The organism is Enterobacter sp. Li2LvB3, assembly GCF_056156645.1.
On record NZ_JBSICG010000002.1, the window covers coordinates 127,422 to 150,058 of the forward strand.

Sequence of the window (22,637 nt, forward strand, 5' to 3'; positions counted from 1 at the left end):
GGCTTAGCGATAATGCCCGCCTATTTCCTTAGCCTTGCCTCGTGACACCAAAACGAGGCAAACATGACCATTTCGACTGACCTTTCACTGTTAAATGACCCGCGACGACAGGCGCGTCTGTTGTTCTGGCAGGGATTTTCTGTACCGCAAATATCAGAGACGCTGAAGATAAAGCGCCCGACTGTGCAGAGCTGGAAGCAGCGTGATGGATGGGAAGAAACCGCGCCGATTAACCGCGTTGAATCGACGTTAGAGGCGCGACTCATCCAGCTTTACGCAAAGCCTGACCTGACCGCACATGATTTTAAAGTCGCTGATTTTCTGTCGCGCCAGATGGAGCGCCTCGCGCGCGTGAACCGTTACGGCCAGACCGGAAACGAGGCGGATTTAAACCCAAATATAGCCAGCCGTAACAAAGGGGATCGCAAAAAGCCGAAACGTAATTATTTCAGCGACGAGGCAATCGAGAAGCTGGAAGAGATTTTCTTCGACCAGTCCTTTGAGTATCAGCTCAACTGGCATAAGGCAGGCATCGCGCATCGCATTCGCCACATACTGAAATCGCGCCAGATTGGCGCAACGTTCTACTTTGCGCGCGAGGCACTACTGCGCGCCCTCAAGACCGGGCAAAACCAGATATTTCTGTCGGCCAGTAAAACGCAGGCTTACGTGTTCCGAAAATACATCATCGCCTTTGCACGTCTGGTCGACGTCGACCTGTCAGGCGACCCGATTGTCATCGGCAATAACGGTGCTGAGCTGATTTTCCTCGGGACGAATTCCAACACCGCGCAGAGCCACAACGGCGACCTGTATGTCGATGAAATTTTCTGGATACCCAATTTCCAGAAGCTGCGCAAAGTGGCCTCGGGCATGGCCTCGCAGTCACACCTGCGCACCACCTATTTTTCGACCCCATCCACGCTGGCGCATGGTGCTTATCCGTTCTGGTCAGGCGAGCTGTTTAATCGTGGCCGCAGTAACCGCGACGAACGTGTCGACATCGATATCACTCACAAAGCGCTTGCCGGTGGCGTACTTTGCCCGGACGGCCAGTGGCGGCAGATTGTCACCATTGAGGACGCACTCGCCGGTGGCTGTACTCTCTTTAACCTCGACCAGCTTAAACAGGAAAACAGCGCGGATGACTTCCGTAACCTGTTTATGTGCGAGTTTGTCGACGATAAGGCGTCGGTATTCCCGTTCGAGGAGCTGCAGCGCTGCATGGTCGATGCGATGGAAGAATGGGAGGACTTCGAACCGTTCGCAGACCGTCCGTTTAACTGGCGACCAGTCTGGATTGGCTATGACCCGTCACACACCGGCGACAGCGCCGGGTGTGCGGTACTGGCTCCGCCACTGGTTGCCGGTGGCAAGTTCCGCATCCTTGAGCGTCATCAGTGGAAAGGCATGGACTTTGCCGCGCAGGCCGAGGCCATCCGGGCACTGACAGAGAAATACACCGTCGACTATATCGGCATCGATGCGACCGGCATCGGCCAGGGTGTTTACCAGCTTGTGCGCTCATTCTTCCCGGCCGCACGCGCCATCCGCTACACGCCGGAAATGAAAACCGCAATGGTACTCAAGGCGAAAGACACGATTCGCCGTGGTTGTCTGGAGTATGACGCCGGTGCGACCGACATCACGCAGTCATTTATGGCTATCCGCAAAACCATGACCAGCAGTGGCCGCAGTGCCACCTATGAAGCCAGCCGCAGTGAAGAGGCCAGCCATGCGGATATCGCGTGGGCGACCATGCACGCCCTTTTAAACGAGCCGCTTTCCGCCGGAAGCGGAATGCAATCATCCTCAATTCTGGATATTAACTAAGATGAAAAAACGCCAAAAGAAAACCACCACCATGACCGCCAGCGCACCGCAAAAAATGGAGGCGTTCACCTTTGGTGAGCCCTCCCCCGTTCTGGATCGCCGCGATATTCTCGACTATGTCGAATGCATCAATAACGGGAAATGGTACGAGCCGCCGGTCAACTTCTCCGGGCTCGCTAAAAGCCTGCGCGCCGCCGTACACCACAGCTCCCCGATTTACGTTAAGCGCAACATTCTGACCAGCACCTATATCCCGCATCCATTGCTGTCACGTCAGGACTTTAGCCGCCTTGTGCTCGATTATCTGGTCTTTGCTAACGGCTATCTGGAAAAGCGCATGAGCGTCACCGGCCAGCTCTTTAAACTGGAAACCTCCCCGGCCAAATACACCCGCCGGGGTGTCGAGGAAGATGTCTATTGGTACGTATCGAGCTTTACCCACCCGCACCAGTTCGCGCCCGGCTCGGTGTTTCATCTGCTTGAGCCCGATATCAATCAGGAGCTCTACGGGATGCCGGAATACCTGAGCGCGCTTAATTCCGCCTGGCTGAATGAATCAGCCACGCTGTTCCGCCGTAAGTATTACCAGAACGGCGCTCACGCGGGTTACATCATGTACGTGACCGACGCGGCGCAAAGCAGCACCGATGTCGAGTCGCTGCGCTCCGCGATGCGTGACTCGAAAGGACTCGGGAATTTTAAAAACCTGTTTTTCTATGCCCCGAACGGGAAACCGGATGGCATCAAGATTGTTCCGCTAAGTGAAGTCGCCACGAAGGATGATTTTTTTAACATCAAGAAGGTAAGCGCCGCCGACTTGCTCGATGCTCACCGCGTGCCGTTTCAGCTCATGGGCGGTAAGCCTGAAAATATCGGCTCGATGGGGGATATCGAGAAAGTGGCGCGGGTGTTTGTGCGTAACGAGCTGACGCCGCTACAGGAACGTTTCAAAGAAATAAACGATTGGTTAGGAATGGAGGTGATCCGCTTTAAGGATTACAGCATAGAGACTGACTAAACCCCGCCAAAAATGCCGCCTCCGGGCGGCACTTTCACAGAGCGTACCAGACGCCGCACACGCCCCGTAATCCCTCGCACACCTCGTCGCCCGACCCGAAAGCACAGCGCACCACCACGACGCACCCAGACGCGCAAAATAAATGCTGTCACCACGTCTGGCGCGCAGTGCTATCCCCGCCTCGCCTGCACTCTTAAGGGAGGGCTTTTGATGCAGGTGCATTGTAGTTTCTAACGCTTGCGTACCAAAGCCTTGTGTTATTAAATTTAGGGCACACTACACATGCAAAAAAATGCACACTGATGCGAAAAACGATAAGGAATTATTATGGCCCGACTACCGAGAAATCCTGTACGTGAGATAAACGATGCGGATAGAGCTGCGCTTGATGCAGAAATCGTTGCCATGCAAAAAATCACGGACCATCAAATCAGAGAATTTCCAGTAAGTGTTATTGTTGATAAATTCCAAACTGGACTAGAAAAAGACGAAGCTGAGCTTTATATACCTGATTATCAAAGGGAGTTCGTATGGAGCAACGTGCAGAAGTCTAGGTTTATCGAGTCCCTGCTATTAAATATACCTATCCCATACGTTTTTGTTGCTGATATCGGGAATGATGACGGGCGCCTGGAGATTGTTGATGGCAGTCAGCGCATAAGAACCCTTTACCATTTTCTGAATGACCAATTTGAGCTAAATGGACTGAAAAAACTTACTTCGGCAAATGGTTTCAAGTACTCCGATTTCACTCCTGCACGAAAGTTGCGTTTCGACCGAAAAACAATTCGTATGATTGAACTGACCGAACTTTGTGATGAGGAAGCGCGAAGAGAAATATTTGACCGTCTAAATACCGGTGGTATTAAGTTGACTACAATGGAACAACGTCAGGGGACTAATGACGGTCCATTCTTAGACCTAGTCAATCAACTATCTGAAGAGCCTATTTTCAGGAGTATTTGTCCTTTAAATGCAGCTCGTGAGCGACGTTCGGAATACCCAGAATTAGTTTTACGATATTTTGCTTATACTGATAAGTATCTTGAGTTTGATAAAAGTGTTGATTCTTTCTTAACTGACTATTTAATTGAAAAAAACCAATCTTATCGAGAAGAGCAACGAGCCGCTCTTACTGCACAATTTATGAACATGTGCCATTTCGTGATGCAACATTTCCCTAATGGCTTTAGAAAAAACGCAACCGCTAATACTGTTCCAAGAATTCGATTTGAAGCCATTTCTGTTGGTGCAACGCTCGCTCTGATACGAAACCCTCAACTGATACCGCCGGCAGTTGATGCATGGATAAACTCACCTGAATTTATAACACATACACGTTCTGATGCGTCAAACTCAAGACCGAAAGTAAAAGCTCGAATTGAATTTGTTCGCGACAAGTTGTTAGGTGTGCCAGTGCACGATGTTATTGATGACGCTGAGGAGTAAACCTCATGGTTGTAATGCAAAGCAAAATTCTTTTCGTAGAACGACGAGATGATATAGAAAAGTATTTTGATTTCGTAAAGTTTATCATTGATGATAAACCCGCTTTTTCTTTCCGAAACAAATTGACCGGCGTTGACGAGGAGAAAAAAATTGACATTGAAATGACTCATATTTTGAAAGCCAATATGTTCATTCTATTGTATAACTTAATTGAAGCTACTGCTGCTAATGCTATTGAAGATATACATAGCCAATTAAGCAAAAACCCTGATTTATGCGTTGATCAGCTATGTGAAAAGATCACAAAAATGGCATTAAAGAGAATAGATAGTAATGTTGTGGGAAACATGAACTTTGCCAATGCTGAAGTTGCAAAACTAGTACTTAGAGCCTGGTTAAATGAGCATGACAAATTGGTAAAAGAAAACAAAAACCCTTTATTCTCCGGGAATGTTGATGCTCGCGTCATAAGGGAAGTTGCTGATGAATATGGTTTTTCCTCAGTAACCAATGCCTCACGAACAAGAAATGGAGGGAATCTTGTCAAGATTAAAAAAGCAAGAAACTCTCTTGCTCATGGTTCGGAGTCATTTCTTAACAAAGGACAGGAGACATCAATTGATGCTCTTAAAGAATTAAAGGATGAAGTATTTAATTATTTAGAAGAAATTTTAGAAAATATTCAGCAGTATCTTGATGGCCAGTTGTATCTAAGGCCACCAATTATACAACCGAATCAGCAATTAGCTGTATAGCCTTGTTCAGCTAGGTGAGTCAAAATTGATTTACCGATGACCTCACCTAGCCTAACGGGAACCGCATTCCCAATCATTCTGCCAACACTCTTCATTGAAATACCTTTTTCTGATGCACAGAAAATATAATTTTCAGGGAAGGTTTGGAGCAGTGCAGCTTCCCGTAAAGATAGTGCTCTATTCTGCTCAGGATGACCAAATCGGCCATTCCCAAATCCATAGCAAAGGGTCGTTATTGTAGGACTTGGTTTATCCCATTCCATACGACCGTATACACTGGCATAACCTTGACCGCTTTCTCGAGCGTGGCATGATGCAACTAACTCTGGGGGCCAATCTCTCCAAGTTCCACCAGGCTTAGAGTGCAAAATACGCTTCAGATTTATTTCACTTAGCTTGCTAGCTTTATGCAAAGGATCATTGGGGTCTGTCTGACCTGCATTTAGTGTAGGCAAATTGCCAATACACTCCTTTACTGTACGCGGAGTGTATTTATCAGGTTTTATTAACATTAATGGTGCCAACTTAGAAGCCAACAGCACATGCCTGACTCTATTTTGCGGGATACCATAATCTACGCATTCAACTTTGTCAGCCCAAATGAAATAACCCATAGACCTTAGGCTGTTGTAAAAATCATCATAAACTGAATGTTTTGTTACATCAGGAACATTCTCCATAGTAACTATTTCTGGCTTAACCTCTTTAATTAAACGCTCAAACTCATATAACAAAGGCCATTTCTTATCATTTTTCTTATCCTTGCCTTGAGTATATTTTGAGAAAGGCTGACATGGAGCGCAACCGGCCAAAACTCGAATGTCAGCACCCGAGAAAAAAATATCAACATCTTCTTTTGATACTAAGGATATGTCTTTTTCGATGAAGCGTGCCGAGTTATTGCTTTCATAGGCTACTCTGCAAGCACCTTCTAAATCGATACCAGCAACAACATCTAAGCCAGCAGTCTCTAAGCCATGAGTCAGGCCGCCAGCGCCACAGAAAAGATCAACAACTTTAACTAACATTTTTGTCTCCGGTTATGCACTCGCGAATTATACAGAGAGATCAGCGAAACCTCGAGCATTTTTCACCATGTTTGAGCTAAATCGCCCTTCCACTCATCAGTGGCAGGGAATTTGAATTTTTTATTGCCATAAATCACCGTTGCCCCTCGCGCCAACGCATTGAGTTCCCAGCGTTCCGGGATAATGGCCTCCTGAGCCAAATTGAAACGAATTTTTGCGACGCGATCCCTTTCGGACTTCGTCATCCTAGCTGATGGCGCTTGCTCGCTCGTTTTTAGCGGCGCATTGCTTCTTTGCTGGCGATTTTTGCGTGGCGTACCAGCTTTTAGTGCCCCGTTAAGCACCTTCACGACGTCAGGCTCATCCCAGCCCATAACCCCGCGCTCAATCAGATTTAACACCGCTGCGGCTTTCTCAGACGATGTGGGTGTCATAACTGGATCGCCACCGCTGGTGAGCTTTCCACAGTTATTGACAGGACTCCGAGGCGCGGCAGAGCCGCTTTTTAAGGTCAAAGGCTCAACGGCCAAAACCTTTGAAACGATGCGCCATTCGGCTGAGCGGGTTACATGGACACGGTGAGCCCCGAGGTGTGGGGCATAAATCCCGACCACCCTCTCGATATCTTCCTCATACTCGTTGACCTCATCCGTCACCTTACGGGCGACCCTGACGGCCTGAGCATCACGCGGCATGTTTGCCCCACCCTGCGCGATGATATACAGGTCAAACTCACCTTCATCTGCAGCCGCTCGCGCAGCCTCGACTCTGTCGTCAAACTCGCTGGCAATACTCACCCCGCGCGGCAACTTGCGCAGTTCGCGGTAAGCGCCCATCGTCGGGAGGCCAATCGGTTTAAACTGCGGGATGCGCCATGTAGATGCCCAAGCGGTTACAGCTGCGGCCGTATCTTTCAGAGGCTTGCCGGTGTCGTGGTCGAGCTGGCCGTCGAGCGCATAGCCGTCGATATTTTTTGCAATGTACTTAGCGATATAACCCGCCGCGCCGCCCTGATTAAGATGACGTGACTCAAAGCGCTGTTTTGCCGCGCCCTTTTCGTGTCCGTCCTCTTTGAGCGCGTAACGACGCATAATTTCGTTAATGGCTTTACGCTGACCGGGTTTGCAAAACAGCATCATGTGCCAGTGTGGCGTACCGTCGTGGTGCGGCTCGACAACGCGCATCCCGTAAACGTCTAAATCGTTATCTTTGAAAGCGGTGCGTATCAGGCTCCAGATTCGGCAGAGATAGCGCTGGCCGTCTTTGGGGGTGAATGCGGTTTCGTTCCAGCCGTGATTAAGCTGTACCGTTTTGTTTTCGCCTTTGCCGACCTGACGCGTCGGGTGATACTTCGACGGCGTGGTCAGCGTGATAAACATCCCAACGTCACCCACGCTGGCCGCGTAGCGCTCAATCCCGGCGATAGTATTCATCAGCTCCATGCGACGAATTTCAGGGTTTGAAATACTCCCCATGACTTTACTGATGAGGTCGATACGTTCGCCGGTAACTTTGTTTTCCAGCTCGCAGGATTTCAGATATTCGAGATTAGCCAGGCGGCGTGCGTGAACATCACGGATCGCCATTTTGCTTGCGTAGGGTGAACGGTCTTTATTGACCTCACCGGCAGCAATGAGCAACGCCTCGCGCCAGCGCATACGCTGTGCTTTGAGCTGGTTAACCCACCACTCATCTTTAATCAGACGGGAAATAGCGGAAAATGCCTGGCGGATCGTCATCTGACCCTTACGGTATTTTTTCCAGTACAACGGGGTGAAATTGAAAGCGCGCGCGACACCGGCCACCTGACCGTATAAATGCGCCTGCGCCTCATCGGTGAAAAGAGTCTCTCTACCGCCGTGCGCAACCGCCCAGGCGTCGCTCAGTTCCTCGTATTTGCTCCAGAGTTGCGCGGCGATTCTTGCCGAGAATTTCCTGAGCTCTTTGTCATTCATATCAGGTAAGCGCGCATACTGGTCACGCTCTGACAAAAAGCCAATTGAGGCGGATTCATTCATCCCGCACAGCTCATTAACGCGCTCAAGACGCGGCAGCAGCTTGCGCTCAAACGTGTTTTTGAGGAAATACAGCCCTCCTAAAGGGCTCTTTTTACGGCGGATGAAGTTATAACGCGATGTAAACAGCGTTTGCAGGAAAAACGGCAGACGGTCAATCCGGTTTAAAACACCTTGCACCTGACGGAGTTCGGCACGTGTAAGGGGTCTGTCGCGCCCAATGGCCTCTTTGGTGACGTTATTCCAGGGATAAGCACCAACGAATGAATCACTGGTGCCCTTCAAAAATGGTGGTGGCGAGGGGGCAACACGCCCCCGAGGTTCGTTGGACATATTATTTAAAAGCGTCCAGACATAGCTTCCCCAAGCATTCAATCCGAGCTTCCAGAGCTGAGAAGCCAGTAAGATCGCTGGTCAAAAGATCATGCAATACCAAGCCTGAGATAAGCTTAGGGATAGTTGGGTAGTAACCCACAACGTCCAACCATTCCTTACCTTCATTCTTCCCGGATGTAGCGGTCTTTTTTTCTTGCAAAATGAATTGATAGCGATCACTGGTGATGACGTATTGGTTATTAATCTCGATGCGTATGCTCATTTTTGCTTCCTGTTAACACTGGTTAGCCAGCTCTACCGAAAATTGAGTTGTGTAACTTTTCCGACTCCTGGCCTAATAACTCGATAATCTCGGTGCGATTAAGTTCTGACTTACTGATGTACGCGATAAGTCCGTCAAACTGAGAAGAGAAACGGGTCGCCGTGTCGCGCTGTACCTCACTTACTACCTGCGCCAGATGTGCTGAATACATCCCCCGCTGCGCTGTATTTTGTTCTTGCATTTGCCTACCTCCGGGCAAAAGGAGTCCCCACGCTGTAAGGCGCGTAATTAGTCGAATCCAGATTAATTAATGTAAATACTGCTCAGGTTTTACCGAGGTTAAAATAGTTGGTGCGTACTCAAAAAGGCTGAACAGCTCTCGCAGAGCGCGGAAAAGTTTGTCACGCCAGTAACAGTCCTCTTCATTCAAACGCCAGTGCGGCATCATAAATTCCTGCTCTGTCAGTCCCGCATGAAGATACAGTGAGCGTCTTTGACTAACGGTCAGCCGGCTGATGAAAGTTGCTTTTGAGGCGCCAAGTTGGCGGTGCCGGGCAAATGCAGTTCTCAATTCATCAAGCGCACAAACAAGACGCTCACGATCGGCTTCGGTCATTTCCTCTAAGCGCATGACAGAGTGACGCTGTTTTAATTGAGCGTGGAAACAAACCGTAAGACGCTCCCGCTCCATCATCTGATTGTAAAAATCGCAAGTGTCCTGCCAGCGAGGCTGAGCCAGATACTTACAGACCAGACCGCGAAGTGCTGTTGGTTGTTTCTGGATCACGTCCAGTGTCATAACCGTCATAACCACTGTCCTCTCTTTTTGACCAGGCGGCGAAATTTCTCGATAACGCCCGGCTTTCGGGTTCGGATGATGATGCCCTTGCGGCCGCGACCGTGAGTGATAGTGAAGTTGATTGGATTAGGACTTTCTCTTCGAAGCAGCTGTGCGATACAGCGAGGCTCTTTCATAATTTCTCCTTAGGGAGTCGGGTTTTAACCATGCCCGACACATGGCCTTGTGATAGGATCGAATCGCCAAAAACAAGCCAATCACATGAGGTATTTCATGACTAATCAACAAAATGAAGAATTAATTGCCATTCTAAAATCAGCCATTTCATTGGTTAATTCTTCCTCTGATGCGATCTCTAATCGTGAGAAGGCTGAGGAAATAAACAAACTGTCAGTCCAGTTGAGAGAGGCAATTCAATCTAAAATGCCTGTCACGCATAAAAGCTTTTTAGATATCAACTAAGCTCAAATACTGGTGGGGTTTGCCATAGCCCCACGTTCTTTTGCTAAAAATTCCAGATACAGCCCAGCAATCTCCTCATAGGCAACATCAAGTTCAAAAACCTCTCCAGACGTAAGATGCACCTCAACTTTGTCGGCTGTTTCAGTGCGCTCTCGGATAGCGGCCACGTTTTTTAAGTCAATCAGCACCCGCATACCATTAGTGATATGACGAATGCAGCCATGCTTTATTGGTTTAGACATGCAATTTCTCGATTGAATTTGAATGGATTAGATGAATCTAATTACCGTGAAGGTTGCCCTAAGCCGAGCCACATCAACCAACCATCGCGAATCTCTCTAGGACGGCTCTCATATGCCATCTTCATACCGTTGTTCCATGCTGGAAGGTAGACCCAATACTCCCCAGCTCTTCCAGTAGCAGATTGTGGGTCGGTCATTTCAATGATTGGTAATTTGCCTTTCTCAATCATCCCTTTTACGGCCGCCGGGGTTTTACCTATCAGGCGTGCAAACTCCTGATATGGAACTGCGTCAGTTGCGCTCTCTAACGTCTTCTTCATCTGGTACACTTCTCCGTTAGCGTTTTAATTGCTCTTAATGGCTTATAATTGCCTTTAGTGTAACTACGAATGCAAAACAATAGACACCATGAACACAAAATTACGCAATAGGAGTAATTATGTCAATACACGTTTCAGAGAAGCTAAAGCTCATGCGGGAGTCAGAGAGGCTAAACCGTAGGGAAGTCAGTGACTTGACTGGCGTTCCTTATAGTTCACTTTCGAGCTATGAAAGCCGCTCCAAAAATGCAGGTGTGGAATCCATAATGAAAATTCTCCAGCATCCTCGTTTCACGAAATACACGATGTGGTTTATGACTGATCAAATAGCACCTGAAGCTGGGCAGATTGCACCGGCTCTCGCGCACTTTGGGCAGCAGACAACAACGTCACCCCACTCAGACCAGAAAACTGGCTAACCATTTACGGCGCTTATTTGTGCAGTAAATGCACAGTGAGTTTTTGCTATTTAAATCAGGAAATTGAAGTACGCAGTAACATCATCGGGAGGCTTTATGTCTGTTAAAAAGCTCGATGATGGTCGATATGAAGTGGACATTAGACCGACCGGGCGTAACGGAAAACGCATCCGTCGGAAGTTCGACAAGAAAAGCGAGGCGATGGCTTTTGAAAAACATACTCAATATAACCATCACTCAAAGGAATGGCTTTCAAAACCCACGGACAAACGCCAACTGTCAGAACTGAAAGAGTTATGGTGGAAGCTGAAAGGTAAACACGAGGAACACGGTCAATCGTATCTCAAGAAAATTGAGCGTTTCGAAACGATGACCGGTAACCCATGCGCTTTCCAGATCACCAAGAGCCTGATAACGCAATATTGTGCTCAACGCCGGGGTGAAGGTATTAAGCCAACTACCATCAACCGCGACCTGATCACATTAGGTGGGATGTTTACTACCCTGATTGAGTCGGAAATGTATAACGGCGAGCATCCGTTTAGAGGGTTCAAAAAACTGAAAGAGCAGACTGCCGAAACGGGCTATCTGACTCTTGAGGAAATTGACGCCTTACTGGCTGCGCTATCAGGAGACAATCGTAAAATTGCCGTCTTGTGTCTGAGTACCGGGGCAAGATGGGGAGAGGCTGCAAGGCTAAAGGCGGAGAACGTGATTCATAACCGGGTGTCTTTCGTTAAGACGAAAACCAACATACCGCGAACGGTTCCGATCTCTGACGACGTTGCGGCTTACATAGTCGGTAAAACAAGGGGCTTTCTGTTTGCTGAGGCCAGTTATGCTGAATTCAGGCGAATCCTCAAAGCGGTTAAACCAGATTTACCGGCCGGGCAAGCGACACATGCGCTGCGACACTCTTTCGCCACGCACTTTATGATTAACGGGGGCAACATCATCACACTGCAGAGGATCTTGGGTCATACGAAAATTGCGCAGACAATGGTCTATGCGCACTTCGCACCTCAGTACCTGCAGGACGCGATTTCGCTCAACCCGTTGAAGGGTGCTAATGGTGGTCAGAGTGTCCACAATGTGTCCACACCCTAGCCGCTTTTTATGGCTTTTGACTGCTAGTAGTAAAACGTGAAGCCTTGTCTGGCGCGGCTTTCCAGTTACGCCAGACATTAAAAAGGCTCCCTCAGGAGCCTCATCTCAGTGCAGCGATGCAAGTCGCGCTGCAAATCCTACAAACAGCAGCCCTATCAGGCCATTACCCAGCTTCGCCAGTTTCTTCTTGGTTTTCAGGTAGCGAGTGACAAACGCGCCAGAGAAAATCAGGAAACTCATGTAGGTAAAGCTGATCAGCTCAAGCGTGGTGGCGAGGATCAGGAAAGAGGTTCCGGTATTTTCCGCACGCACATCAATGAACTGCACAAAGAATGACACATAAAACAGGATCGCTTTCGGGTTCGTCAGGCTTAACACCAGAGAACGCTTCATGATCATACTTGCTGGTTCAGCAACCGCATCATGGGCATTGTTCTTGCGGGTGATAACCGACCATAACATTTTGCCGCCAAGCCACAGCAAATAGAATGCGCCTAAATAACGCACAATATTAAATAACACAGGTGTGGTCTGAATTAACGCAGCGACCCCTGCCCATGCCAGAAACATCAATACGGCATCACCAATAAAGACACCGGTCGCGGCCAGATATCCTTTTTTGACGCCATGACCAATGCCTGTTTTCAGCACAAACAGTGTGTTTGGCCCTGGAACCAGGACAATAAAAAATGCGCCTACCACATAGGTCCAGAAATTAAGCACACCAAACTCCGCAAACACAGCTCCCTCCTTTTGCTATAAAACAAAGGAAATAGCGCTGCAACGGCGCTATTTCCGACAGTGAATCGGCTTATTGTACGCCGTTAAAGCCATCAAGATAAGTCGCGGCTAATTCGTTACCAAACAACAGGGCATCTTTCTGGTCCATATCTGAAGACCATTGGTCATTCGCATTGCCCGAGAAAGATTGTTTTGTCACGGCACTTTTCTTTAGCTGATCGCGAATACTTTGCGCATACGCATTGGCCTCGGCTTCCGTGCGTCCGGCCGCTCGGTCGGCTTTGCCACTGGCGTAAATCTCGCGAAACTGCGGTACGTTCAGACGATAATTCACGGGTACGCTGGCAGCAAAATTCCCGCCAGTGAAACTCGATTTATGTGAGACGAAATAATACGCATGTCGTTCCGGTGCTGTTTTTGTACTGGCACACCCGCTCAACACAGCAATGCTTAAAATAGCAGCAACAACTTTTCCGTTCATCCCTTGTTCCCTTAGTAAAACCACTGTGACACCCAGGCAAATATAAAATCTGCCAAAGAGGAAAATGACGACAGCCCTAAATTTTCTCTGAGCGCATCCAGCGCAAAAAGCACAATAAATACCCAGAGGTATGGATTCATCTTTTATTTCATAATGTTAAATAGATGCAGTATATCGCGGAATCACGTCGGGGGAGACTGCGAAAATTAATAGCCGTTATATAAACATCGGGCACCTTAACGGTGCCCTCGTGGTTTTCAGAGTTCCGGGAACGCAAACAGTAACGCGTTACGGTGTTTGCTTAACCCACATTTTCTGATGGCGTGGATACGCATATTGCGGCGGGATTGTGCTTCCAGCCAACGAGCCTTACGACGACTCACCTGTCGCAACATGCGCCAGCGCCCTACTTCTGTTCTACTGCGCTTCATGTCTACAACTCTTTCTCTAACAGAAATGCCATTATAAACCCAACCCTGCGGCAAACCAGCGCTTTTATCTGCCGTTTTTATTTGCCAGATGAACCCGGATGCGTACACTCATAACAATACGCTTTCAAAAGGATTTTTTATTTATGACAACCTTCTACACCGTGGTGAGTTGGCTGGTCATTCTGGGATACTGGCTGGTCATCGCGGGGGTGACGTTACGCATCCTGATGAAGCGCAGAGCCGTACCCTCTGCCATGGCCTGGCTTTTGATTATCTATATCCTGCCTCTGGTCGGGATTATTGCATATCTGTCCTTCGGTGAACTTCATCTTGGTAAGCGTCGGGCGGAACGTGCACGCGCCATGTGGCCCTCTACGGCGAAATGGCTGAATGATCTTAAAGCCTGCAAACATATCTTTGCTGAGGACAACAGTAGCGTCGCCTCTTCACTGTTTAAACTGTGCGAGCGCCGTCAGGGGATTGCCGGGGTAAAAGGCAACCAGCTTCAACTGCTGACCACCTCAGACGATGTGATGCAGGCGTTGATCCGCGATATCCAGCTGGCTCGTCATAATATCGAGATGGTGTTCTATATCTGGCAGCCGGGCGGTATGGCAGACCAGGTTGCAGAATCACTGATGGCGGCAGCCCGTCGCGGCATTCACTGCCGGCTGATGCTGGACTCCGCTGGCAGCGTTGCGTTTTTCCGCAGCCCGTGGGCCGCGATGATGCGCAACGCGGGCATCGAAGTGGTCGAGGCGCTGAAGGTTAATCTCCTGCGTGTATTTCTGCGCCGTATGGATCTGCGCCAGCACCGCAAAATGATCATGATTGATAACTATATTGCCTACACCGGCAGTATGAATATGGTAGATCCCCGCTTCTTCAAGCAAGATTCAGGCGTTGGACAATGGGTTGACCTGATGGCGCGTATGGAAGGCCCAATCGCCACCTCCATGGGGGTTGTCTATTCCTGTGACTGGGAAATCGAAACCGGGAAACGTATTCTTCCACCGCCGCCAGACGTCAACATCATGCCGTTTGAAGAGGCCAGTGGACACACCATCCATACCATCGCTTCTGGCCCGGGCTTCCCGGAAGATCTTATTCACCAGGCACTCCTCACTGCAGCATATTCCGCCCGTGAATACTTAATAATGACCACGCCTTACTTCGTCCCGAGCGATGACCTGCTGCACGCCATTTGTACCGCTGCGCAGCGAGGTGTGGATGTCAGCATCATTATGCCGCGTAAAAACGACTCGGTTCTGGTGGGCTGGGCTAGTCGCGCATTCTTTACAGAGCTGCTGGCCGCAGGGGTAAAAATCTATCAGTTTGAAGGCGGCCTTCTGCATACGAAAAGTGTGCTGGTCGACGGTGAATTAAGCCTGGTCGGCACCGTGAATCTGGATATGCGCAGCCTGTGGCTAAACTTTGAAATTACGCTGGTGATTGACGATGCCGGTTTTGGTGGCGATCTGGCGGCCGTTCAGGATGACTATATTTCCCGTTCCCGCCTGCTGGATGCCAAACTGTGGCTGACACGCCCGCTATGGCAGCGAATTGTCGAACGACTGTTTTACTTCTTTAGTCCGTTGCTGTAAAACGTGCCCAACGATGTTAAACAGGTAGTCATCATGGAAATGGATCTGAACAATCGCCTGACCGAAGACGAAACGCTCGAGCAGGCCTATGACATTTTTCTCGAACTGGCGGTTGATAACCTCGATCCCGCAGACGTGATCCTCTTTAATCTGCAATTTGAAGAGCGCGGCGGTGCCGAGTTGTTCGACCCTGCAGAAGACTGGGCAGAACACGTGGATTTCGACCTCAACCCGGACTTCTTCGCCGAAGTAGTGATTGGGCTTGCTGATGAAGATGGCGGTGAAATTAACGACATCTTCGCCCGCGTGCTGTTGTGTCGCGAGAAAGACCACAAGCTGTGCCATATTCTCTGGCGCGAATAATAAAAAAGGCTGCGATTGCAGCCTTTTTTATTTAATCCGGCAGTTCGTTACCACACCGGTTGCAATACCGGGCGCTGTGCTCATGGCCGCGTTGCTGGCACTTCGGGCACCGTCGTTCAAATTGCCGTTTCTGAAATGCGGAACTCATGTGGGTGGTAATCAGCCCGGTGGGAATAGCAATCACCGAATAACCAATCAATATCAGTACCGACGCAACAATACGCCCGAGTGGTGTATGAGGTGTAATATCGCCATACCCTACCGTCGTGACGGTAACAATAGCCCAATAGACGGACGCATTCAGCGTGGTGAATCCATATTTTGGCCCCTCGATTAAATACATCAGCGCGCCAAAAACGATCATCACGATGGCGATAAACGAATAGAAAAGTACCAGCTGATGACGTGCGCTTATTATCGCCTGCCAGAATACCCGTAACGATGGCATGAAACGCAGAAGCTTGAGGATGCGCAGAACCCGGATCGCGCGCATGGCCCGCCAGGCGAAAACATAGTCGAGGCTGATTTCCGGCCACAGCCACATCACATACAGCGGCAGGATCGTCGCGAGATCGATAAATCCCCAGAAGCTAAAGACATATTTTGCCGGGTTCGGCCAGCAGAATACCCGCAGCAAATATTCACAGGTAAAGACCAGAGTCACCATTAACTCCAGCCAGACAAACACGTGCCATTCGTCAAATGTCAGGTGGTACTGCGTCCCGGCACCTGATTCGACAAAAATAATAATCACACTCAGCAGCGCAAATAAGCCGCAAATCCCTTCGGATCGACGGCCTGAGCGCGTTTTAAGATCGAACAAATAATGATAAAGCCGCTGACGGGCAGAAATGGATAATCGCGACACATTAACCTCGCAAAAAATAAGGGCTGACATCATGTCAGCCCTTGCGATTATAACGGGTCTACTTTAAGGCAGGAAACCGCATGTCGGAAACTGCCTTCCAGTACCGGTCGAGTTTGCGCGCATTCCGGCCCAGCCATCGGGCAACGGGTGCGGAAAACACAGCCCGAAGGCGGGTTAATTGGTGATGGCAATTCACCCTCAAGAAGCTGGATGGTTTTGTTCTTTTCCAGATCCGGATCGGGAACCGGCACAGCTGACATCAGCGCTTTCGTATAGGGGTGCAACGGATTGTGGTACACCTCATCGTAAGTGCCAAGCTCAACTGCATGGCCCAGATACATCACCAGAACACGGTCAGAGATGTGTTTTACCACCGCCAGATCGTGCGCGATGAAGATAAGAGACAGACCCATCTCGCGCTGCAATTTTTGCAACAGGTTAACCACCTGCGCCTGAATCGACACGTCCAGTGCTGATACCGGCTCATCACAGATAATCAGCTTCGGCTCAAGGATCAACGCACGCGCGATACCAATACGCTGGCACTGGCCGCCGGAGAACTCGTGCGGATAGCGGTTGATGAGGTTAGGCAACAGGCCCACTTTCATCATCATCGCTTTTACGCGATCGCGAACTTCCTGGCGCGGCATCTTTGGATGGTAGGTCCGCAGCGGCTCAGCAATGATTTCGCCAATGGTCATACGCGGGTTCAGCGATGCCAGCGGATCCTGGAAAATCATCTGAATATCGCTACGAACATCGCGCCACTCGGCTGGCTTCATACCCAGCAGATCTTGACCCAGCCAGGCGACTTTACCGCCGGTGGCTTTCACCAGACCGATAATCGCACGGGCAAAGGTGGATTTACCGCAGCCAGATTCGCCCACCACGCCAAGTGTTTCCCCTTCGTACAGACGCAGTGTCACGCCATCAACGGCCTTAAGGGTTTTAGGCGGTTGCCAGAACCACTGCTTGCCATCTTTGATGTCGAAATGCACTTTCAGATCGGCAATTTCGAGCAGCACATTTCTTTTTTCGTCTAACGCGTTCATACCAGCTCCTCATGCGACTTAAAGCAGGCGCGCAGGCGGCCTGGTGCAAACTCTTCCAGTGGCGGAGCACTGTTACAGATTTCCATCGCATGTGGGCAGCGAGGCTGGAACGGGCAACCTTTTGGCAGACGCAGTAAGTTTGGCGGGTTACCCGGGATGGTCAACAGCGATTCCCCTTCCGCATCAAGACGCGGAACGGCATTCAACAGGCCAATGGAGTAAGGATGCGCTGGGTTATAGAACACGTCACGGGCTTTACCGTACTCCATAGTACGACCGGCATACATCACCAGCACTTTGTCACAGATACCTGCAACAACGCCAAGGTCGTGGGTAATCATGATAATGGCGGTATTGAACTCGCGCTTAAGCTCATTCAGTAGCGTCATGATCTGCGCCTGCACGGTAACATCCAGCGCGGTGGTAGGTTCGTCGGCAATCAGCAGCTTAGGACGGCAAAGCAGCGCCATTGCAATCATGACGCGCTGACGCATCCCGCCAGAGAATTCGTGCGGGAACATGCGCATACGCTTACGCGCTTCAGGCATTTTTACCGCATCCAGCATTTTCACAGATTCTTCAAAGGCTTCGGCTTTACCCATGCCTTTATGCAGCATCAGCACTTCCATCAGCTGCTCACCCACACGCATGTACGGGTTGAGAGACGTCATCGGGTCCTGGAAGATCATGGAGATCTGTTCAGCACGCAGCTTGTTCAGCTCCTGCTCTGGCAGGTTAAGGATCTCTTTACCGTTAAAGGTTGCCGAGCCCCCAATACGGCCGTTTTGTGCCAGAAGCCCCATCAGTGCAAAAGCCGTCTGCGACTTGCCTGAACCCGACTCGCCAACGATCCCCAGCGTTTCACCTGCGCGCAGGTTGAAATTGAGGTCGTTTACCGCCGTCACATCGCCATCTGGCGTTTTAAAGGTTACGCGGAGATCTTTCACATCCAGCAGGATTTTGCCCTGCGCTTGCGCCGCCGGCGCAGATGCCGTTTCAATAATAGTCATCACGGCGCTCCTTAACGATCTTTCGGGTCGAGGGCATCACGCAGGCCATCGCCGATAAAGTTGAAACAGAACAGGGTTACAACCAGGAATCCTGCCGGGTAAAGCAGCAACCACGGTGAAACTTCCATCGAGTTTGCGCCATCACTGAGCAGCGCACCCCAGCTACTCAGCGGCTCTTGCGTACCAAGACCCAGGAAGCTCAGGAAGGATTCAAACAGGATCATGCTTGGCACCAGCAGAGAGGCATACACCACTACCACGCCCAGCACGTTAGGAACAATGTGGCGAACCACAATATTGCCGGTTGAAACGCCGCCGACCTGTGCCGCTTCGATAAACTCTTTGCGTTTAAGGCTCAGCGTTTGACCACGCACGATACGCGCCATATCCAGCCAGGACACCATCCCGATGGCCACGAAGATAAGCAGGATGTTCTGACCGAAGAAGGTCACCAGCAGGATGACGAAGAACATGAACGGGAAGGAGTTTAAGATCTCCAACAGGCGCATCATGACCGAGTCCACTTTGCCGCCCAGGTAGCCGGAAAGTGAACCGTACAACGTCCCGAGGATCACCGCCACCAGCGCTGCGGCAATACCCACCATCAGTGAGATACGGCCACCGATAGCGACACGTACCAGCAGGTCGCGACCAGATGAGTCGGTACCAAAATAGTGCCCGGACGCCATATCAGGCGCACTGGACATCATGCCCCAGTCGGTATCGAAGTAGGTGAACTGCGACAACATTGGCGCAAGGGTCACGAACAACGCAATGATCACCAGAACAATCAGGCTGGCAACGGCTGCGCGGTTATGCATAAAGCGACGGCGGGCGTCTTGCCAGAGGCTACGTCCTTCCACTTCCAGTTTTTCACTGAAGTTTTCCAGCGCCTCGCTGTTTTTCTTACTCAACATCATGGCGTGCTCCAGTGTTAGTAACGGATTTTCGGGTCGATAACGGCATACAGCACATCGACAACTGCGTTAAAGAGAATGGTTAATGCACCGACCAGAATAGTCAGGCTCAGTACCAGCGAATAGTCGCGGTTGAGCGCGCCGTTAACAAACAGCTGACCAATTCCCGGCAGACCATAAATGGTCTCGATAACCATTGAACCTGTAATGATACCGACGAATGCTGGCCCCATATAAGACAACACCGGTAACAGCGCAGGTTTAAGCGCATGGCGCAGAATAATACGGCGCATCGGTAACCCTTTGGCACGCGCAGTACGGATGAAGTTTGAATGCAGGACTTCAATCATCGAGCCACGGGTAATACGCGCGATACTGGCGATATACGCCAGAGATAATGCCACCATCGGCAAAATCATGAACTTAAGCGCCCCGCCGTTCCAGCCGCCCCCAGGCAACCATTTCAGCGTTATGGCAAATATCATCACCAGCAATGGCGCGACAACGAAACTGGGTATAACCACCCCGGTCATTGCGACCCCCATTACTGCATAATCCCATTTGGTATTTTGTTTAAGCGCGGCGATAACACCCGCTGCCACTCCGAGAACCACAGCCAGGAAGAATGCCGCAGCACCTAATTTAGCCGACACCGGGAAGCTCGATGCCACCAGGTCGTTAACGGAATAGTCTTTATATTTGAATGACGGTCCAAAATCGCCGTGCGCCAGCTGCTTCAAATAATTGAAGTACTGCGTGGAGATAGGATCGTTTAAATGGTATTTCGCTTCGATGTTCGCCATTACTTCTGGCGGCAGCGCGCGCTCGCTGGTAAACGGACTACCGGGAGCAAGACGCATCATGAAGAATGAAATAGTAATAAGAATAAAGAGCGTCGGAATCGCTTCAAGACAGCGACGTAGGATAAATTTCAACATTGCCCGTACCTTCTGGCGTGTGCCTTTTACACCTGAGCTTTCAGGAAACCTGAAAATTCGGGTGTATATAGTGCGATGAGTTAAGACACAGTGGGGCAAATGACTTTGCCCCACGGATTGCCATTAATGCTTAATGATGTACAGATCTTTAGTATAGATGTTGTCCATCGGGTCTTTACCGGTATAACCGCCAACCCAAGGTTTCACCAGGCGCGCGTTCACGTAGTAGTAAACCGGTACAATCGCAGAATCTTTGCCTAACTGCTGTTCTGCTTTGTCGTACAGGGCAGTACGTTGCGCTTCATCAGTCACTTTCAGCGTGTCTTTCATGATCGCATCAAACGCCGGGCTCTTATAATGCGCGGTGTTCATGGAGCTGTCAGACAGCATGGTGTTCAGGAAGGACGTAGGTTCGTTGTAGTCCGCACACCAGCCAGCACGCGCCACGTCGTAGTTACCCTGGTGACGGGTATCGAGGAAGGTTTTCCACTCCTGGTTCACCAGTTTCACATCCACACCCAGGTTTTTCTTCCAGATGGATGCAGCCGCGATCGCCAGTTTCTTGTGCAGATCGGAGGTGTTGTACAGCAGGTTAAACGTCAGCGGCTTGTCTGCGGTGTAGCCGGCTTCGGCCAGCAGTTTCTTCGCTTCTTCGTTACGTTTTTCCTGAGTCCAGGTGAACCACTCTGGTTTGGTCAGTTTTGCACCGTCCGCGTACGGCGGCGTGTAACCGAATGCCGGCAGGTCACCCTGTGCTTTCACTTTGTTTACGATGATATCGCGGTCCAGACCCAGTTTCAGCGCGGTACGAACGCGAGCATCGGTAAACGGTGCTTTCTGGTTGTTGATTTCATAGTAATAAGTACACAGGTACGGGTCGACGTGAACTTCGGTCGGGATCTCTTTTTTCAGTTTCTGGAAGAGTTCGATCGGCAGGTTGTTATAGGTCATGTCGATCTCACCGCTGCGGTAGCGGTTAACGTCTGTCACTTCAGATGAGATCGGCAGATAGGTAATCTGGTCTACGATGGTTTTCGCGTTATCCCAATAGTTGGTATTACGCTCCATTACGATACGTTCGTTAACAACCCAGTCTTTCAGTTTATACGCGCCGTTGCTCACGATGTTAGCAGGCTGAGTCCATTTCTCACCGAATTTCTCAACAGCGGTTTTGTTAACCGGAGACATTGCCGGGTTCACCAGCAGTTTGTAGAAATACGGGACAGGCTCGCTCAGAGTCACTTCCAGAGTATGATCATCAACGGCTTTGACGCCGAGTTCTGATGGGGCTTTTTTACCGTCGATGATTTCATCAACGTTCAGGATGTGGCCGTACTGCGGATAGCTGGCGTATGGGGAAGCGGTTTTCGGATCAACCAGACGCTGCCAGCTATATACGAAATCTTGTGCGGTGACAGGTTCACCGTTGGACCATTTTGCATCTTTACGCAGATGGAATGTCCAGACTTTAAAGTCTTTGTTATCCCAGCTTTCAGCAACACCCGGAATTGGGTGACCGTCTTTAGTTGACGTAATCAGCAGACCTTCGAACAGGTCGCGGCTGATGTTAGCTTCAGGTACGCCTTCAATTTTGTCCGGATCCAGAGACTGCGGCTCAGCGCCGTTGTTACGGATCATGGTTTGCTTTTCTGCCAGCGTAACGCCAGCAGGCACATCGGCAGCCATTGCCATATTACCCGCGATTAGCGCAGTCAAAATTCCCGCGGCAATCAGACTTTTTTTAGTGATGATGGACATTGTGTTGATACTCCACTCATTATAATTACTGGCTTTGCCAGCTGTGTAATCCCCTGTTGGGGCCTGTACAGTGCAGGAGTTTTTTTTGCTACTGTCAGGTTCTTTTTTTACTTCTTGCTATCACCGACTTCTTTATTACTGACCGCTCGTATGGCCGTCTTGCGTCGATTCTTAACACGCCTCCCCTGTTATGAGGCGTGCGCTGGATATCTGAGATGAACACTATATGAAAGTAATTCTCATCTACTTGTTTAGTGTGCAAAATATAAGGCCGGAAAGTACCAAATGGCGTAATCTCGCGCCAATACATTTTGCAAATTTGTTAAGCAATTCTCTTTTACGGTGATTACCGTTTCTTTGGGGGCAGCCCTGCCAGGCACTGAAAATCAAGGAAAGCAATTGATATTCAATACGATAGAGGAATTTTCC

General features: G+C 49.8%; 26 protein-coding genes. 9 read left to right on the top strand and 17 right to left on the bottom strand.

What is annotated here, in order from left to right; all coding sequences use genetic code 11:
* Positions 1-63 precede the first annotated feature (63 nt).
* From ACS603_RS02185 to ACS603_RS02200, 4 genes are all read left to right on the top strand, one after another.
* On the top strand, positions 64-1,833 hold the full coding sequence (locus tag ACS603_RS02185) for a terminase ATPase subunit family protein (protein ID WP_474943679.1): 1,770 nt from the start codon (positions 64-66) through the stop codon (positions 1,831-1,833).
* A 1-nt stretch (position 1,834) separates the two neighbouring features.
* Positions 1,835-2,851 (top strand): phage portal protein, encoded by a 1,017-nt coding sequence (locus ACS603_RS02190; protein WP_474943680.1) that lies wholly within the window; start codon positions 1,835-1,837, stop codon positions 2,849-2,851.
* A gap of 327 nt (positions 2,852-3,178) precedes the next feature.
* Complete coding sequence (locus ACS603_RS02195) at positions 3,179-4,300, top strand: GmrSD restriction endonuclease domain-containing protein (RefSeq protein ID WP_394119435.1); 1,122 nt, start codon at positions 3,179-3,181, stop codon at positions 4,298-4,300.
* Between the two features lie 5 nt (positions 4,301-4,305).
* Positions 4,306-5,055, top strand: coding sequence for an MAE_28990/MAE_18760 family HEPN-like nuclease (locus tag ACS603_RS02200; protein WP_394119437.1), 750 nt, complete (start codon positions 4,306-4,308; stop codon positions 5,053-5,055).
* Here ACS603_RS02200 and ACS603_RS02205 read toward each other — a convergent pair.
* The 5 genes from ACS603_RS02205 to ACS603_RS02225 form a co-directional block, all read right to left on the bottom strand.
* Complete coding sequence (locus tag ACS603_RS02205; protein WP_394119439.1) at positions 5,037-6,083, bottom strand: DNA cytosine methyltransferase; 1,047 nt, start codon at positions 6,081-6,083, stop codon at positions 5,037-5,039. The two genes, ACS603_RS02200 and ACS603_RS02205, sit on opposite strands and share 19 nt — an antisense overlap.
* A gap of 62 nt (positions 6,084-6,145) precedes the next feature.
* Positions 6,146-8,431, bottom strand: a complete 2,286-nt coding sequence (locus ACS603_RS02210) for a replication endonuclease (RefSeq protein ID WP_474943681.1) — start codon at positions 8,429-8,431, stop codon at positions 6,146-6,148.
* A 1-nt stretch (position 8,432) separates the two neighbouring features.
* Positions 8,433-8,696, bottom strand: coding sequence for a DUF5405 family protein (locus tag ACS603_RS02215; RefSeq protein WP_474943682.1), 264 nt, complete (start codon positions 8,694-8,696; stop codon positions 8,433-8,435).
* A gap of 22 nt (positions 8,697-8,718) precedes the next feature.
* Entirely contained in the window at positions 8,719-8,937 is a 219-nt protein-coding gene (locus ACS603_RS02220) for a DUF2732 family protein (RefSeq protein WP_474943683.1), read from the bottom strand.
* A gap of 66 nt (positions 8,938-9,003) precedes the next feature.
* On the bottom strand, positions 9,004-9,504 hold the full coding sequence (locus ACS603_RS02225) for a replication protein B (protein WP_474943684.1): 501 nt from the start codon (positions 9,502-9,504) through the stop codon (positions 9,004-9,006).
* A gap of 264 nt (positions 9,505-9,768) precedes the next feature.
* Here ACS603_RS02225 and ACS603_RS02230 point away from each other — a divergent pair, with 264 nt between their 5' ends.
* Positions 9,769-9,957, top strand: a complete 189-nt coding sequence (locus tag ACS603_RS02230) for a hypothetical protein (RefSeq protein WP_058677176.1) — start codon at positions 9,769-9,771, stop codon at positions 9,955-9,957.
* 2 nt (positions 9,958-9,959) lie between these two features.
* On the opposite strand, the gene ACS603_RS02235 is transcribed toward ACS603_RS02230, so the two are convergent.
* Together ACS603_RS02235 and ACS603_RS02240 are read right to left on the bottom strand one after the other, a co-directional pair.
* On the bottom strand, positions 9,960-10,199 hold the full coding sequence (locus ACS603_RS02235; protein ID WP_058677177.1) for a hypothetical protein: 240 nt from the start codon (positions 10,197-10,199) through the stop codon (positions 9,960-9,962).
* Between the two features lie 41 nt (positions 10,200-10,240).
* Positions 10,241-10,519 (bottom strand): regulatory phage cox family protein, encoded by a 279-nt coding sequence (locus ACS603_RS02240; protein ID WP_032665605.1) that lies wholly within the window; start codon positions 10,517-10,519, stop codon positions 10,241-10,243.
* A gap of 119 nt (positions 10,520-10,638) precedes the next feature.
* On the opposite strand from ACS603_RS02240, the gene ACS603_RS02245 reads away from it, so the two are divergent.
* Both ACS603_RS02245 and ACS603_RS02250 read left to right on the top strand, forming a co-directional pair.
* Positions 10,639-10,938: a helix-turn-helix domain-containing protein gene (locus ACS603_RS02245; protein ID WP_032665606.1), complete on the top strand. Its 300-nt coding sequence runs from the start codon at positions 10,639-10,641 to the stop codon at positions 10,936-10,938.
* A gap of 96 nt (positions 10,939-11,034) precedes the next feature.
* The gene (locus ACS603_RS02250; protein ID WP_217186544.1) at positions 11,035-12,045 is read left to right on the top strand and encodes a phage integrase; all 1,011 of its coding nucleotides are present in this window, start codon (positions 11,035-11,037) and stop codon (positions 12,043-12,045) included.
* A 105-nt stretch (positions 12,046-12,150) separates the two neighbouring features.
* Here ACS603_RS02250 and leuE read toward each other — a convergent pair whose 3' ends face one another.
* The 4 genes from leuE to ACS603_RS02270 form a co-directional block, all read right to left on the bottom strand.
* Complete coding sequence (leuE, locus tag ACS603_RS02255) at positions 12,151-12,786, bottom strand: leucine efflux protein LeuE (RefSeq protein ID WP_182061332.1); 636 nt, start codon at positions 12,784-12,786, stop codon at positions 12,151-12,153.
* Between the two features lie 70 nt (positions 12,787-12,856).
* Positions 12,857-13,267 (bottom strand): Exc2 family lipoprotein, encoded by a 411-nt coding sequence (locus tag ACS603_RS02260; RefSeq protein WP_182061333.1) that lies wholly within the window; start codon positions 13,265-13,267, stop codon positions 12,857-12,859.
* An 11-nt stretch (positions 13,268-13,278) separates the two neighbouring features.
* Positions 13,279-13,407 (bottom strand): KPN_01571 family protein, encoded by a 129-nt coding sequence (locus ACS603_RS02265; RefSeq protein WP_210434728.1) that lies wholly within the window; start codon positions 13,405-13,407, stop codon positions 13,279-13,281.
* 117 nt (positions 13,408-13,524) lie between these two features.
* Positions 13,525-13,698: a YciY family protein gene (locus tag ACS603_RS02270; protein ID WP_182061334.1), complete on the bottom strand. Its 174-nt coding sequence runs from the start codon at positions 13,696-13,698 to the stop codon at positions 13,525-13,527.
* Between the two features lie 143 nt (positions 13,699-13,841).
* On the opposite strand from ACS603_RS02270, the gene cls reads away from it, so the two are divergent.
* Together cls and ACS603_RS02280 are read left to right on the top strand one after the other, a co-directional pair.
* On the top strand, positions 13,842-15,302 hold the full coding sequence (gene cls / locus ACS603_RS02275) for a cardiolipin synthase (protein ID WP_182061335.1): 1,461 nt from the start codon (positions 13,842-13,844) through the stop codon (positions 15,300-15,302).
* 33 nt (positions 15,303-15,335) lie between these two features.
* Entirely contained in the window at positions 15,336-15,665 is a 330-nt protein-coding gene (locus ACS603_RS02280; RefSeq protein WP_003856748.1) for an HI1450 family dsDNA-mimic protein, read from the top strand.
* Between the two features lie 31 nt (positions 15,666-15,696).
* Here the strand turns inward: ACS603_RS02280 and ACS603_RS02285 are convergent, their stop codons facing one another.
* The 6 genes from ACS603_RS02285 to oppA form a co-directional block, all read right to left on the bottom strand.
* Complete coding sequence (locus ACS603_RS02285) at positions 15,697-16,566, bottom strand: ion transporter (RefSeq protein WP_182061336.1); 870 nt, start codon at positions 16,564-16,566, stop codon at positions 15,697-15,699.
* Positions 16,567-16,580: 14 nt separating this feature from the next.
* A complete protein-coding gene (gene oppF / locus ACS603_RS02290; RefSeq protein WP_182061337.1) occupies positions 16,581-17,585 on the bottom strand; it encodes a murein tripeptide/oligopeptide ABC transporter ATP-binding protein OppF in 1,005 nt (334 codons plus the stop codon).
* The gene (gene oppD / locus ACS603_RS02295; RefSeq protein ID WP_014070537.1) at positions 17,582-18,595 is read right to left on the bottom strand and encodes an ABC transporter ATP-binding protein; all 1,014 of its coding nucleotides are present in this window, start codon (positions 18,593-18,595) and stop codon (positions 17,582-17,584) included. The genes oppF and oppD overlap by 4 nt, the downstream gene beginning before the upstream one ends.
* Positions 18,596-18,606: 11 nt before the next feature.
* Positions 18,607-19,515, bottom strand: coding sequence for an oligopeptide ABC transporter permease OppC (gene oppC, locus ACS603_RS02300; RefSeq protein WP_182061338.1), 909 nt, complete (start codon positions 19,513-19,515; stop codon positions 18,607-18,609).
* Between the two features lie 14 nt (positions 19,516-19,529).
* Positions 19,530-20,450 carry an oligopeptide ABC transporter permease OppB gene (oppB, locus tag ACS603_RS02305; RefSeq protein WP_182061339.1) on the bottom strand — a complete coding sequence of 307 codons (921 nt, stop codon included), beginning with the start codon at positions 20,448-20,450 and terminating at the stop codon, positions 19,530-19,532.
* A gap of 123 nt (positions 20,451-20,573) precedes the next feature.
* Positions 20,574-22,208 (bottom strand): oligopeptide ABC transporter substrate-binding protein OppA, encoded by a 1,635-nt coding sequence (gene oppA / locus ACS603_RS02310; protein WP_182061340.1) that lies wholly within the window; start codon positions 22,206-22,208, stop codon positions 20,574-20,576.
* Between the last annotated feature and the right edge of the window lie 429 nt (positions 22,209-22,637).

Coding starts and splice junctions, on each gene's coding strand:
- ACS603_RS02215 (WP_474943682.1), bottom strand. CDS start 8,696: ATGAGCATACGCATCGAGATTAATAACCAATACGTCATCACCAGTGAT.
- oppD (WP_014070537.1), bottom strand. CDS start 18,595: ATGACTATTATTGAAACGGCATCTGCGCCGGCGGCGCAAGCGCAGGGC.
- ACS603_RS02250 (WP_217186544.1), top strand. CDS start 11,035: ATGTCTGTTAAAAAGCTCGATGATGGTCGATATGAAGTGGACATTAGA.
- ACS603_RS02260 (WP_182061333.1), bottom strand. CDS start 13,267: ATGAACGGAAAAGTTGTTGCTGCTATTTTAAGCATTGCTGTGTTGAGC.
- ACS603_RS02200 (WP_394119437.1), top strand. CDS start 4,306: ATGGTTGTAATGCAAAGCAAAATTCTTTTCGTAGAACGACGAGATGAT.
- ACS603_RS02190 (WP_474943680.1), top strand. CDS start 1,835: ATGAAAAAACGCCAAAAGAAAACCACCACCATGACCGCCAGCGCACCG.
- ACS603_RS02270 (WP_182061334.1), bottom strand. CDS start 13,698: ATGAAGCGCAGTAGAACAGAAGTAGGGCGCTGGCGCATGTTGCGACAG.
- ACS603_RS02225 (WP_474943684.1), bottom strand. CDS start 9,504: ATGACGGTTATGACACTGGACGTGATCCAGAAACAACCAACAGCACTT.
- oppF (WP_182061337.1), bottom strand. CDS start 17,585: ATGAACGCGTTAGACGAAAAAAGAAATGTGCTGCTCGAAATTGCCGAT.
- ACS603_RS02220 (WP_474943683.1), bottom strand. CDS start 8,937: ATGCAAGAACAAAATACAGCGCAGCGGGGGATGTATTCAGCACATCTG.
- ACS603_RS02280 (WP_003856748.1), top strand. CDS start 15,336: ATGGAAATGGATCTGAACAATCGCCTGACCGAAGACGAAACGCTCGAG.
- ACS603_RS02185 (WP_474943679.1), top strand. CDS start 64: ATGACCATTTCGACTGACCTTTCACTGTTAAATGACCCGCGACGACAG.
- ACS603_RS02205 (WP_394119439.1), bottom strand. CDS start 6,083: ATGTTAGTTAAAGTTGTTGATCTTTTCTGTGGCGCTGGCGGCCTGACT.
- oppC (WP_182061338.1), bottom strand. CDS start 19,515: ATGATGTTGAGTAAGAAAAACAGCGAGGCGCTGGAAAACTTCAGTGAA.
- cls (WP_182061335.1), top strand. CDS start 13,842: ATGACAACCTTCTACACCGTGGTGAGTTGGCTGGTCATTCTGGGATAC.
- ACS603_RS02240 (WP_032665605.1), bottom strand. CDS start 10,519: ATGAAGAAGACGTTAGAGAGCGCAACTGACGCAGTTCCATATCAGGAG.
- ACS603_RS02245 (WP_032665606.1), top strand. CDS start 10,639: ATGTCAATACACGTTTCAGAGAAGCTAAAGCTCATGCGGGAGTCAGAG.
- ACS603_RS02195 (WP_394119435.1), top strand. CDS start 3,179: ATGGCCCGACTACCGAGAAATCCTGTACGTGAGATAAACGATGCGGAT.
- oppB (WP_182061339.1), bottom strand. CDS start 20,450: ATGTTGAAATTTATCCTACGTCGCTGTCTTGAAGCGATTCCGACGCTC.
- oppA (WP_182061340.1), bottom strand. CDS start 22,208: ATGTCCATCATCACTAAAAAAAGTCTGATTGCCGCGGGAATTTTGACT.
- ACS603_RS02235 (WP_058677177.1), bottom strand. CDS start 10,199: ATGTCTAAACCAATAAAGCATGGCTGCATTCGTCATATCACTAATGGT.
- ACS603_RS02285 (WP_182061336.1), bottom strand. CDS start 16,566: ATGATGTCAGCCCTTATTTTTTGCGAGGTTAATGTGTCGCGATTATCC.
- ACS603_RS02210 (WP_474943681.1), bottom strand. CDS start 8,431: ATGTCCAACGAACCTCGGGGGCGTGTTGCCCCCTCGCCACCACCATTT.
- ACS603_RS02230 (WP_058677176.1), top strand. CDS start 9,769: ATGACTAATCAACAAAATGAAGAATTAATTGCCATTCTAAAATCAGCC.
- ACS603_RS02265 (WP_210434728.1), bottom strand. CDS start 13,407: ATGAATCCATACCTCTGGGTATTTATTGTGCTTTTTGCGCTGGATGCG.